This window comes from Dryocola clanedunensis subsp. sulfonylureivorans (assembly GCF_016756775.1).
GTDB lineage: Bacteria > Pseudomonadota > Gammaproteobacteria > Enterobacterales > Enterobacteriaceae > Dryocola > Dryocola clanedunensis.
The window spans coordinates 108367-120814 of record NZ_JAERMU010000015.1 but is presented as its reverse complement, the minus strand read 5'-3'; the positions used below and the strand labels follow the sequence as shown (position 1 = coordinate 120814).

The window sequence follows — 12448 nt, the reverse complement described above, 5'->3', positions numbered from 1 at the left end:
AAAGCGCCGAAGCTGATAATCGGTGCGATGATGCGCAAGCTGGCGCAGGTGGCATACGGCGTCCTGAAGTCAGGACGCCCGTTCGATGCCACGCTTCATACGGGAAATGCTTGCATGGCGTAACAGTATCTACGGAAATGTGTGGTTTTGCCGGATGACGCTTCGCTTATCCGACCTACGGAACTGGGTGGTTTTGCCGGACGACGCTGGGCTTATCCGGCCTACGTTTCTACGGATCGTGTAGGGTGGATAAGCGTTAGCGCCATCCACCGGTTCATTCCTCAAATAATGCACGATCCCGCAGCAAATGGTCGTTCCCACGGCGGCGCGTAAACCCAATCCGGTCGAAATACTCGAGGATTTGCACCGCCAGCTTGCGGCCGATGCCCAGCTGGTCGCGGAAATCGGCGGCGCTGGTTGTGCCCTGGGTTTGATCCATTTCGCGGATCAGCCTGGCAAACGCCTGGATCCGATCGTTGCGGTAATACCGATCTTTTAAGATCGCCGTCACCAGTCCGAGCTGCGCCGCAAAGCGCATGAGCTGGCGGATCGTCTGCTCATCCTGCTTCGTCTGCGCGGCCAGGTCGCGAACCCACCACGGCTCATCGCCAAACAGAGCGTCGATTTGCTCCCACAGCGCCTGCTGCTCCGCTGAAAAGCCCGGATTGTGGTCCGGCAGATGCAGCCAGCCCTGACGGCTGACTACAGCCCCTTCACGACGCATTTTCTCAATAATCGCCAGCACCAGCGGCTCGTCTTCGCCGGGTAAGGCCATGCGGCGCAGGCGTTCGCGGCCCGGGCCCGGCTGGTCGTCGTGCTGCTGATGGTAGCGTGCAAGCGTAGCGAGCAGCTTCTGCTGCCAGCGGGCGGCGACCTCGTTGCTGAGCAGGCTGTCTGCGGCCTGAATATAATTTTTGCCGTCCAGCAGCGCCTTAATGCCGCTGGCGGTGAGCTGGCGCGCCCAGGCGAAGGTGCTCACAGAGACGGCCCCGCGCTGCAATGCTATTTCCAGCGCCTGCTGGTCATCTTCCGCCTTTTCAAGCTGGTGCAGCCATTCAAGATACGCAGGCTGGCGCTTACCCCGGCGTGGGGCATGCAGCAGCAGGGTGCGCGCTCCGGCGAGAGTAGTGCGGGCGCTGATATCTCGCAGGACAAGCCGGTCGTTATCCGCCAGCCACAGCGGCACGTCCAGCACGATTTCGGCCAGATCCCCTTCCAGCAGCGACACGCGGCCGGTAACGTGGCTTGCGGCGTGGTGGATATGCAGCGGCTGCCACTGGGTGAGCGGGGCAAGGGTTTGCAGCTGGACGATGGCTCGCTCAACAGGCTGCAACGGCTTTTCCGCCAGCAGCCAGTCGCCACGGCTGATAGCTGCTTTTTCCGCATCGCCCGCAATGTTCAGTGCGATGCGCTGCCCGGCAAAGGCGTGTTCTGTTGCCTGATTCTGCGCATGCAGGCCACGGACGCGCATGGGTTTCTCCGCGCCGGTCAGCCACAGCGAATCGCCAATTTTTACCTGGCCGCTCAGCGCCGTTCCCGTCACGACCAGGCCTGCGCCCTTCACCGTAAAGGCACGGTCTATCGCCAGGCGGAAGCGATGGGCTGTCGGGTGCGGGCGTTCGGCAAGCTGCTGAATATGCTCGCGCAGCGCTTCTATGCCCTGGCCGCTGGCTGCCGCCGTCACAAATACGGCTACCTCGCCCAGCAGGGTTTTGATCTCTTCCCGCACCTCCTCAACGCGCGATTCGCTCACGCGGTCGGCTTTGGTCAACGCAACCGTCATTGTCGGCCTGCCGGTCAGCTGAAGAATGGCCAGATGCTCGCGAGTTTGCGCCATCACGCCGTCGTCGCAGGCGACTACCAGCAGCGCGTGGTCGATGCCGCCGACGCCCGCCAGCATATTCGCGAGGAATTTTTCGTGTCCCGGCACGTCGATAAAACCAAATATCCGGCCGTCCGGCTGTGGCCAGTAGGCATAGCCGAGGTCGATGGTCATGCCGCGCTTTTTCTCTTCCGGCAGGCGGTCGGCGTTAACCCCGGTCAGGGCCTGTAAGAGGGTGGTTTTGCCGTGGTCGACGTGTCCGGCGGTGGCGATAATCATTGGGTCAGCATCTCCATAAGGCTGGCTTCGTCTTCCAGGCAGCGTAAATCCAGCCACAGGCGACCGTCGCTGATCCGCCCAATCACCGGCTTTGGCAGGGTGCGCAGATGCTGCGTCAGTTCGCCAAGCGTGGTGCCGCGCCCGTCTTTCGGCGTGAAGGTTATTGCCGCGCTGGGCAGCCTGTCGACGGGGAGCGAGCCGCTGCCAATCTGGGATAAACACGGTTCGACGCGCACGTCGAACCGCTCGCTAAAGCGTGTTTGCAGCGCCGGGGCCAGGCGCTGAGCCTGTTCGCTGATGTCTGCGGCGCTGCGGGTTAGCAGGCGCAGGGTTGGCAACCGCTCAACCAGCGTTTCCGGGTGCTGGTACAGGCGCAGCGTGGCTTCGAGCGCCGCCAGCGTCATTTTGTCCGCGCGCAGGGCGCGTTTGAGCGGATGCTGCTGAATGCGGGCTATCATCTCTTTTTTGCCGACGATAATCCCCGCCTGCGGGCCGCCGAGCAGCTTATCCCCGGAGAAGCTCACCAGGCTGACGCCCGCCTCGATGAGCTGTTTTGGCATCGGCTCCGGCGGCAGCCCCCACTGGCTGAGATCCACCAGCGAGCCGCTGCCCAGATCCGTCACCACCGGAATATCCAGCTCGTGCCCAAGCTCCGCCAGCTCGGCCTCGCTCACCGCTTTGGTGAAGCCTTCAATCTGGTAGTTGCTGGTATGGACCTTCATCAATAGCGCCACGCTGCCGCTGGCTGCGGCCTGGCGATAGTCTTTCAGATGGGTGCGGTTGGTGGTGCCGACTTCCACCAGCCGGCAGCCGGCCTGGCGCATCACGTCGGGAATGCGGAACGCGCCGCCAATTTCGACCAGTTCCCCGCGCGAGACAACCACTTCGCTGCCGTCCGCGCAGGCCGCCAGCATCAGCAGCACCGCCGCCGCGTTGTTATTGACGATGCAGGCATCTTCCGCGCCGGTCAGCTCGCAGAGCAAATCCGCCAGCGCCCGATCGCGGTGGCCGCGGGACGCGCCGTCCAGATCGTATTCAAGCGTAATGGGGGATCGCATAACCTGAGTGACGGCCTCTACGGCGGCTTCGGCCTGCAGGGCGCGGCCCAGGTTGGTGTGCAGCACGGTGCCCGTCAGGTTAAACACCGGCAGCAGGGCGCTACGCTGGCTCGCCTCAAGTTTTGCCTTCGCCGCGGTTGCCCAGTCAGCGTTCCAGCCGGGCAGCGTCTCCTGCGACCGGATGTGCTCGCGGGCATCATCAAGCATGTCGCGCAGCGTGCTGACCACGCGGGTATGGCCGAACTCTTCAAGCAGCGTGCTGAAAGAGGCGTCGCGCAGCAGGCGGTCTGTTGCCGGAAGCTGGCTGTACAGGGAGCGTTGGGAAGTCATGGGCAAGCCGTTGCGTTGAGAAAAGAGGCGTTAGTTTACAGGGGGAGTTAACCCCCTGTCATAGAGGGAGATCATGCCGTTGGCGGTTCGGTGCGGGCAAAACTTTCGCGGCTGAACAGCTCTTCGACCAGCTTCACCAGATGCGGGCGGTTTACGCACCAGCCGGGCGAAACGCGGCGGAAATTCAGGTAGCCCACCGCGCAGGCGACGGCGATGCTGGCAACGGTGAGGGGTTCAGCCGTCAGGGTTTTGTCACCGGCGTAAGCTTCCAGCATGTCCAGCCCACGGCTGATTTTTTCCCGCTGGCGCAGCAGTTCGGTTTCGGACTGCTGGGCGGGAGGGCGCTGCTGTTCGCGCACGGAAACCAGGGCTGCGTCCATAATGCCGTCGGCAAGCGCTTCCAGCTGGCGCATTTTCAGGGCCTCTACGGGTTCGCGGGGGATCAGCGCCGGAGCGATATCCAGAAGCTCGAGGTATTCCGCAATTACCGGTGAATCGAACCAGTATTCGCCGTCGGCGGTCACCAGCGCGGGGACCTTCCCCAGCGGGTTGTACTGCGGGGTGTGGCTGTCCGCAACCCACGGATTGTCATTCACAAACTCGAAGGTAATGCCCTTTTCCAGCAGGATCACGGAGATTTTGCGCACGTACGGGCTGGTGTAATTGCCGATCAGTTTCATTACATCGTCCATTTTTTATAAGCGTTGGGTAAGTATGGATCAGATTATGGACGACGGCGATTTGATGTAGTCCACAAAGGCCCGCAGTCCGCAGGTCATGTACTGGCGGTTAGGATAGTAAAGCTGCCACCGTTCGGGTTCAGGCAGCCACTCCTCCAGTACCGAAACAAGCTGGCCGCTTTCCAGCCACGGTCTGACCTGCTGCTCGTAAAGATAGCTGACGCCCGCGCCGCAGAGCACGGCCTCCAGCCCGGAATCCATATCGTCGAGGATGATATTGCCTGCGGGGATAATCTCCAGCTTGCCTTCAGGCCCTTCAAACTCCCAGTGGTACGGGCGCCCGCTGGGAAAGCGAACGACGACGCACTGATGATTCACCAGCTCGCGAGGATGGGCTGGCGCGGGGTGACGGTCGAAATAGTCCGGCGTTGCCACCACCACCAGTTTCATGGCCGGGCCAATCGGCACGGCGATCATGTCTTTCTCAACGGTGGTGCTCAGGCGGATGCCCGCGTCGTATTCCTGCTGCACGATATCCACCAGCCGGTCCTCAGTGGCGATCTCAACTTTGATATCCGGGTACTGACGGGTGAAGCCTGCAACCAGCGGCATAAGCACAAGGCGGGCGGCCACCCGGAAGGCGTTTATTTTTAGCGTGCCGAGAGGAGTTTCCCGGAAGCAGTTGACCTCGTCGAGCATGGTGTTGATTTCGTCGAAGGCCGGACGCAGGCGTTCGTAGAGATTATTACCCGCCTCGGTGAGCGATACGCTGCGGGTGGTGCGGTTAAAGAGGCGGATTTTCAGCCGCTGTTCCAGCTGCTTAACGGCGTGGCTAATGGCGGAGGGGGACAGGCCCAGCTCATCACCCGCCGCGCGAAAACTTTTGTGGCGCGCCACGGCGATAAACGACGCGAAGTCGGCGAAGTTCAGCTTCATTAGTGAAAATCCTTCATTAACCTATCTCAAATGATATGTTTTACAGAATTATCGCCCGACCGTAAAGTGGTGTTTATTCACCCAACAAATTGAGATAACACCATGAAAGAAAACAACATGTATATCGTATGGGCGCACCCGCGCAGCGATTCACTGACCGCTCAGGTGGTCAAAGAGATTAAGGGCGAGGCGCAGGAAAAAGGGATGAAGGTTGCCGCCCTCGATCTATACCGCATTGGCTTTAACCCGGCGCTGGACGTGGCTGATGAGCCAGACTGGGACAACCCGAACAAGCAGTATTCCCCGGAAGTACACCGTTTGTTCAACGAAATGGCGGATAACGACACTATAGTGATGGTCTTCCCGGTGTGGTGGTACGGCTTCCCGGCGATGCTTAAAGGGTATCTCGATCGCGTGTGGAACAACGGCCTGGCCTACGGCGGCAAAGGCTTCCCGGCGAAGCGCGTTCACTGGGTGGCGCTGGTAGGCGGCTCTGAAGAGGGCTACGTGAAGTACGGCTGGGAAAAGAACATGTCCGACTATCTCAACAGTGCCGGGAGTTATTTGGGCATTGCCGAGACGCGAATCACCTACCTCTACAACACCATTGGGGTGGAAGAGGATATTACGGACAGCAAGTCGCATTACGAAAAGCTGTTTGAACAGGCGCGCGGCGTGGTGGCTGAATAAGTTCGGTGGCTGGTGCTTTTGGTGGATGGCGCTTGCGCTTATCCACCCTACGATTCGGATGAGTCGAACGATGTGTAGGTCGGATAAGCGCAGCGCCATCCGACATGCCAGCCCCACGGCTTCGCTGTAATAAAGTTACAGCGCGAAACTATCAGCGCCACGTAACCTGCACTGGATCACACTAAGAAAAATCCGGTTAAAATACTTTGTGATGTGTATCACAAAGAAATAACAAACACACAAAGATAAAATGTGATTTAAGTCACAAATATACCCCGGAAGCGGTTAAAAGATTATCACTGTATTATTTTTACACCGCCATTATGTGACGAATATCACTAATCTATGCCCACCTCACCCCGATTATTGGTGATCTGCATCACACTAAATCCCGTCCTCTGGACAGCTTAACGATTCAGTGCCAGATTCGCCTCACTAAGAGCATCTGGCTGGCTTGCGCCGCCACGTTAACTAAACAATAAACCTCGGGCTGTTCCCAGCGCGTAAACACAACAAGGGGTGTGCGTATGTCATCCGATATCAAGATCAAGGTGCAAAGCTTTGGTCGTTTCCTCAGCAACATGGTGATGCCGAACATCGGCGCGTTTATTGCCTGGGGTATTATCACAGCGTTATTTATTCCTACCGGCTGGCTGCCAAGCGAGACGCTGGCGAAGCTGGTTGGCCCAATGATCACCTATCTGCTGCCGCTGCTGATCGGCTATACCGGTGGCCGCTTAATCGGCGGTGACCGCGGCGGCGTGGTCGGTGCTATCACAACCATGGGCGTTATCGTCGGTGCGGACATGCCGATGTTCCTCGGTGCGATGATTGCCGGTCCTCTGGGCGGCTGGGCGATTAAGCACTTCGACGCCTGGGTCGACGGCAAGATCAAATCCGGCTTTGAAATGCTGGTGAACAACTTCTCCGCCGGCATCATCGGGATGATCCTGGCGATTCTGGCGTTCATGGGTATCGGCCCTGCGGTTGAAGTGCTTTCCAAAGTGCTGGCTGCGGGCGTTAACTTCATGGTTGTCCATGACATGCTGCCGCTGGCCTCTATCTTCGTAGAACCGGCGAAAATTCTCTTCCTGAACAACGCGATTAACCACGGTATCTTCTCGCCGCTGGGCATTCAGCAGTCCCACGAGCTGGGCAAATCAATCTTCTTCCTGATTGAAGCCAACCCGGGTCCTGGTATGGGCGTGCTGCTGGCGTACATGTTCTTCGGTCGCGGTAACGCTAAGCAGTCTGCGGGCGGCGCGGCAATCATCCACTTCCTGGGCGGTATCCACGAAATTTACTTCCCATACGTGCTGATGAATCCACGCCTGATCCTGGCCGTTATCCTCGGCGGTATGACCGGCGTGTTCACCCTGACCCTGCTGAACGGCGGTCTGGTTTCTCCGGCCTCTCCGGGTTCAATCCTCGCGGTTCTGGCGATGACGCCAAAAGGCGCGTACTTCGCTAACATCGCAGCGATCGTTGCGGCAACTGTCGTTTCCTTCATCGTCTCTGCCATCCTGCTGAAAACCAGCAAGGTGAAAGAAGAAGACGACATCGAAGCCGCGGCTCGCCGTATGGCTGAAATGAAAGCAGAATCCAAAGGTGGCGCAGCGCCGCTGGCGGTAGGCGCTGGCCTGTCCAACGACCTGAGCCACGTCCGTAAAATCATCGTTGCCTGCGACGCCGGTATGGGTTCAAGCGCAATGGGTGCAGGCGTGCTGCGTAAGAAAGTGAACGACGCGGGCCTGAAAAACATCTCCGTGACCAACTGTGCCATCAACAGCCTGCCGGACGACGTGGACCTGGTGATTACGCACCGCGACCTGACCGAGCGCGCTATGCGCCAGGTGCCGCAGGCGCAGCACATCTCCCTGACCAACTTCCTGGACAGCAGCCTGTACGCCAACCTGACCGAGCGTCTGGTGGCTTCCCATAACCTGAGCGAGAAAGAAGTGAAGGTGATGAGCAGCCTGGAAGACAGCTTCGTGCCAAGCGAAGAAGGGCTGTTCCGCCTGGGCGCCGGCAACGTGTTCCTCGGCCTGACCGCCACCAGCAAAGAAGAAGCCATTCGCTTTGCGGGTGAGCAGCTGATGAACGGCGGCTACGTCCAGCCAGAGTATGTGGATGCGATGTTCGAACGTGAAAAACTGACCCCAACTTACCTGGGCGAAGGCATCGCGGTTCCGCACGGCACCGTTGAAGCGAAGGACCGCGTGCTGAAAACCGGCGTCGTGTTCTGCCAGTACCCTGCGGGCGTACACTTCGGTGAAGAGCCTGACGACATTGCCCGTCTGGTTATCGGTATCGCCGCGCGCAACAACGAACACATCCAGGTGATCACCAGCCTGACCAACGCGCTGGATGATGAGTCGGTCATTGAGCGTCTGGCGCACACCACCAGCGTGCAGGAAGTCCTCGACCTGCTGGCCGGTAAGAAGTAAGTCCTGAAATCGGCGGATGGCGCTCCCGCTTACCGGCCCTGTGTAGGGGGGATAAGCGAAGCGCCATCCACCAGTTATTCCCTCTCCCGTATGGGAGAGGGTTAGGGTGAGGGTCGTTAAATAATGGCCTTTCACCCCAGCCCTCTCGGGTGATGCAAATTTAAGAAGGTGAAGCACATGAAAGCATTACATTTTGGCGCAGGTAACATCGGACGCGGCTTTATCGGCAAACTGCTGGCGGACGCGGGCATTCAGCTGACTTTCGCTGACGTAAACCAGGTTGTGCTGGACGCGCTGAACGCGCGCAACGGCTACCAGGTCCACGTGGTGGGCGAAAACGAGCAGGTCGATACCGTCTCCAACGTGAATGCCGTCAGCAGCATCGGTGACGACGTCGTCAACCTGATCGCTGAAGTTGACCTGGTGACAACAGCCGTGGGCCCCGTGGTGCTGGAGCGCATCGCGCCAGCCGTGGCGAAAGGGCTGGTGCTGCGCCGTACCAATGGCAACGCCAAGCCGCTGAATATCATCGCCTGTGAAAACATGGTGCGCGGCACCTCCCAGCTAAAAGCCCACGTCATGAAAGCCCTGTCCGCGGACGACCAGGCCTGGGTTGAGCAGCACGTCGGCTTCGTGGATTCCGCCGTTGACCGCATCGTGCCGCCGTCCGCTTCCGCCACCAACGATCCGCTGGAAGTCACGGTAGAAACCTTCAGCGAGTGGATTGTCGATAAAACCCAGTTTAAAGGTGAGCTACCAGACATTCCTGGCATGGAACTTACTGATAATCTTATGGCGTTTGTGGAGCGTAAGCTCTTCACGCTGAATACCGGGCATGCTATAACCGCCTACCTCGGCCAGCTGGCCGGTCACCAGACCATTCGCGATGCGATTCTGGATGAGAAAATCCGCGCCGTCGTGAAAGGGGCGATGGATGAAAGCGGTGCGGTGCTGATTAAGCGCTACGGCTTCGACGCCGACAAGCACGCAGCCTACATCCAGAAAATCCTCGGCCGTTTCGAAAACCCGTATCTGAAAGATGATGTGGATCGCGTGGGCCGTCAGCCGCTGCGTAAATTAAGCGCGGGCGACCGTCTGATCAAACCGCTGCTGGGCACGCTTGAATACGGCCTGCCGCACGCGAACCTGATTGAAGGGATTGCGGCAGCCATGCACTACCGCAGCGAAGAAGACCCGCAGGCCCAGGAGCTGGTGGCGCTGCTGGCAGAAAATGGCCCGCAGGCGACCCTTGCGCAGGTATCCGGTCTGGATGCAGGCAGCGACGTCGTGGCGCAGGCGGTGAAGGCTTATAACGCTAAGGCGTAATGGAGAACGGGCGCGGCCAGCCGCGCCCAACACTAAAATTCAGTGATGCAGGCAAAGATGGAAGAAACACAGGCCTTTGAAAACCGAGTGCTTGAGCGTCTGAATGCCGGCAAAACCGTCAGAAGCCTGCTGATTGCCGCCGTCGAGCTTCTCACCGAGGCGGTCAATATCCTGGTGCTTCAGGTATTTCGTAAAGACGACTATGCGGTAAAATACGCCGTGGAGCCGCTGCTGGACGGCGATGGCCCGCTGGGCGATCTCTCCGTGCGCATGAAGCTTATCTACGGGCTGGGGGTGATGAACCGCGCCGAGTACGAAGACTGCGAGCTGCTGATGGCGCTGCGCGAAGAGCTGAACCACGACGGCAACGACTACAATTTCACCGACGACGAAATTCTCGGCCCGTTTGGCGAACTGCACTGCGTTGCGGCGCTTCCCCCTGCACCGACGTTCATCGACGGCGACGATCCAGAGCTGCAGGCCATGCAGCGCCAGCGCTACCAGCAGATCGTCCGCTCGACCATGGTGCTCTCCCTGACCGAGCTGATCTCCCGGATCAGCTTGAAAAAAGCCTTCCAGAAGAAATAATCCTCCCAGTCCCTTTTCGCCCTCAAAGCGCTAATGGTGTATCCTTGCCAGCAAGCAACTTATTCACGGTTAATTAAAATGAAAGAAATCGAAAAAGCAGAAATTAAACGCCTTAGCGACCGTCTGGACCTGATCCGCCACGAGATGCCGGAGCTGCATCTGATCAACGATGCGGAAAAGTACGCCGAGATGGAAAAAGAGAAGGCGAAGCTGGAAATTGAAATCGTGCGTCTGCAGGCGGTGCGTAACCAGAAGCTGAGCAAAGAAGCGCAGAAGCTGATGGCGATGCCGTACAAGCGCCCGATCACCAAGAAAGAGCAGGCGGACATGGGCAAGCTGAAAAAAGCCGTGCGCGGTCTGGTTATCGTGCATCCGATGACGGCGCTGGGCCGCGAAATGGATCTTGAAGAGATGACTGGTTTTTCAAAGACCGACTTCTAAGCCAGCCTGCTGAAATACCAAAGGGATGAACCGCTCGGGTTCATCCCTTTATTTTTCCTATAAATTCTCTTTTTGCGAGCCCACTCGAGTACTTCTTTTCCTCTCGTTTTCAAACGCTTCACCTCACCCTATCTTCTGTGAACTTTTCAACGAATCGATGTTGCGTGTGGCGAAACATTGATGCTATTGTTCCCCTTGAGGGAACGGGATTACGGGATGATCAGAAGTTTTAAGCATAAGGGACTAAGAAAGCTGTTTCTTGAGCATCAGTCGCAGGGGTTACCCTGGGAGCATGTGCCTCGCCTGCATACTCGACTTGCCGTGATTGATGCAGCTGAAAAGATATCTGATATCGATATGCCTGGGTATCGGCTCCATGCCCTGAAGGGAGATCGAGAAAATCTCTGGTCCGTCACCGTTTCCGGGAACTGGCGCATCACCTTTGAGTTTTACGAAGGAGATGCCTGGATCTTAAATTATGAGGACTATCACTAATGAAAATGAAAAATCCCCCGCATCCCGGAGTCATTATTCAGGAAGCGCTTGATGAACTTAACGTCAGCCTGCGTGAGTTTGCCCGAGCGATGGATATTGCCCCTTCGACAGCCAGCCGTTTATTAACGCAGAAAGCCGCTTTAACGCCTGAAATGGCGGTGAAGCTGGCCGTCGTTATCGGCAGTTCCGCTGAGGTATGGATGAAGCTGCAAAATGCGTTCAGTCTTGCAGAGGCACAGAAATCAGTTGATGTGTCAAAACTGCATAAACTTGTTATGGCTTAAGGTTGTAGGGTAGGGCGGATAAGCACTCTTCCGCCTCTTTGTGATGACGGCGGGCATTGTACAGATTCGGCATGCTTAAGCCGAAGTGCGCGCACTGATCCAGCCCAGGAAATACCGAAGGGATGAACCGCACGGGTTCATCCTTTTTTATCGGCTATCGCAATTGCTGTTTTAACCTGGCGTACCGAACAGCATGCGATCCCGGCTATGATAAGCACCAGCGAAACGATGTGGTAGAAATGTAATTTGTCTCCAAGTAAAAGAATACTCAGTAGCCCCCCTGAGAGCGGAATCAAATGTGTGAAGATCTCACTGCGTGTCGTGCCGATCATCGAAACACCTTTGTTCCAGAAGACATAGGACAGCCATGAGGGAAAGATAACCAGATAGAGCGCACCCAGTGCCGGTAGCAGTGACGGCGTTGACACGAAGACTGAGTGATTGCCCGATAAGGTCACGTACAGGAGATAAATCGGGATCAGAATTATTGTGCCAAGCAATGAGCTGAATCCGACAAAAGCAGTGTTTGTAACCCGTCGGTCCTTCAGGCGTAGCAGCGCACAGTAAAAGGCCCAGCTAAGCGCCGAGATAATGGTCAGGATATCGCCAATCCCGAAGCGTGAAAAACCGCCACCCTCCCCGACATTAGAAATAGCCAGATAAATTACCCCTGCCGTGCTGATGAATACGCCAGCCATGTTTCTCGCAGAGATTTTTTCCCGGAAGAACAGTGCGTTTATCAGCAGTACAATACAAGGCGTGCTTGAGATATAAATAGCGGCATTGAGGGCGCTGGTGTATTGCAACCCGACATACAGACTCAATGGAAAAGAAACCTGTCCAAGAAATGCATACAGCGCGTTCATTCCAGTATGCTCAACCAGAAACCCCCACTCTTTTTTAACTGATTTCCAGTACAGACAAAACATCAGCAACGTCGTGAGGCCCCAGCGGATAAGGCTCAGCGCATAAGGATTGATGTATTGAACCAGAATATGACCGGCAACATAGTTACCTCCCCAGAAAATAGCTGCCAGCGCTAACAATAAATAAGCCATAATCCTCCCTCTTT

Annotated in this window: 12 protein-coding genes and 2 pseudogenes; 8 read left to right on the top strand and 6 right to left on the bottom strand. The window is 57.4% G+C overall.

Annotation, left to right across the window (positions count from 1 at the left end):
• Positions 1-123 (top strand): annotated as a pseudogene (locus HYQ67_RS16365) (IS110 family transposase); the annotation flags it as partial.
• Between the two features lie 151 nt (positions 124-274).
• Here the strand turns inward: HYQ67_RS16365 and selB are convergent.
• The 4 genes from selB to HYQ67_RS16345 all read right to left on the bottom strand — a co-directional run bounded on the left by selB (position 275) and on the right by HYQ67_RS16345 (position 5105).
• Positions 275-2101, bottom strand: coding sequence for a selenocysteine-specific translation elongation factor (selB, locus tag HYQ67_RS16360; RefSeq protein ID WP_202305187.1), 1827 nt, complete (start codon positions 2099-2101; stop codon positions 275-277).
• Positions 2098-3489, bottom strand: a complete 1392-nt coding sequence (selA, locus tag HYQ67_RS16355) for an L-seryl-tRNA(Sec) selenium transferase (RefSeq protein WP_202305186.1) — start codon at positions 3487-3489, stop codon at positions 2098-2100. The genes selB and selA overlap by 4 nt, the downstream gene beginning before the upstream one ends.
• 71 nt (positions 3490-3560) lie before the next feature.
• A complete protein-coding gene (locus tag HYQ67_RS16350; RefSeq protein ID WP_202305183.1) occupies positions 3561-4169 on the bottom strand; it encodes a glutathione S-transferase in 609 nt (202 codons plus the stop codon).
• A 39-nt stretch (positions 4170-4208) separates the two neighbouring features.
• The gene (locus HYQ67_RS16345; protein WP_202305181.1) at positions 4209-5105 is read right to left on the bottom strand and encodes a LysR family transcriptional regulator; all 897 of its coding nucleotides are present in this window, start codon (positions 5103-5105) and stop codon (positions 4209-4211) included.
• 102 nt (positions 5106-5207) lie between these two features.
• Here HYQ67_RS16345 and HYQ67_RS16340 point away from each other — a divergent pair, with 102 nt between their 5' ends.
• From HYQ67_RS16340 to HYQ67_RS16310, 7 genes are all read left to right on the top strand, one after another.
• Positions 5208-5795, top strand: a complete 588-nt coding sequence (locus HYQ67_RS16340) for an NAD(P)H oxidoreductase (protein WP_202305179.1) — start codon at positions 5208-5210, stop codon at positions 5793-5795.
• Positions 5796-6322: 527 nt separating this feature from the next.
• A complete protein-coding gene (locus HYQ67_RS16335) occupies positions 6323-8242 on the top strand; it encodes a PTS mannitol transporter subunit IICBA (RefSeq protein WP_202305177.1) in 1920 nt (639 codons plus the stop codon).
• Between the two features lie 177 nt (positions 8243-8419).
• Entirely contained in the window at positions 8420-9568 is a 1149-nt protein-coding gene (gene mtlD / locus HYQ67_RS16330; protein ID WP_202305175.1) for a mannitol-1-phosphate 5-dehydrogenase, read from the top strand.
• 45 nt (positions 9569-9613) lie between these two features.
• Positions 9614-10156 carry a mannitol operon repressor MtlR gene (mtlR, locus tag HYQ67_RS16325; protein ID WP_202305173.1) on the top strand — a complete coding sequence of 181 codons (543 nt, stop codon included), beginning with the start codon at positions 9614-9616 and terminating at the stop codon, positions 10154-10156.
• A 78-nt stretch (positions 10157-10234) separates the two neighbouring features.
• Positions 10235-10597, top strand: coding sequence for a YibL family ribosome-associated protein (locus tag HYQ67_RS16320; protein ID WP_202305164.1), 363 nt, complete (start codon positions 10235-10237; stop codon positions 10595-10597).
• 216 nt (positions 10598-10813) lie between these two features.
• Positions 10814-11092 carry a type II toxin-antitoxin system RelE/ParE family toxin gene (locus tag HYQ67_RS16315; protein ID WP_202305160.1) on the top strand — a complete coding sequence of 93 codons (279 nt, stop codon included), beginning with the start codon at positions 10814-10816 and terminating at the stop codon, positions 11090-11092.
• A complete protein-coding gene (locus HYQ67_RS16310; RefSeq protein ID WP_202305157.1) occupies positions 11092-11376 on the top strand; it encodes a HigA family addiction module antitoxin in 285 nt (94 codons plus the stop codon). The genes HYQ67_RS16315 and HYQ67_RS16310 overlap by 1 nt, the downstream gene beginning before the upstream one ends.
• Before the next feature lie 13 nt (positions 11377-11389).
• Here the strand turns inward: HYQ67_RS16310 and HYQ67_RS24030 are convergent.
• Both HYQ67_RS24030 and HYQ67_RS16305 read right to left on the bottom strand, forming a co-directional pair.
• A pseudogene (locus HYQ67_RS24030) lies at positions 11390-11479 on the bottom strand (hypothetical protein); the annotation flags it as partial.
• Positions 11480-11513: 34 nt separating this feature from the next.
• A complete protein-coding gene (locus tag HYQ67_RS16305) occupies positions 11514-12434 on the bottom strand; it encodes a DMT family transporter (protein ID WP_202305155.1) in 921 nt (306 codons plus the stop codon).
• Positions 12435-12448: the final 14 nt, after the last annotated feature.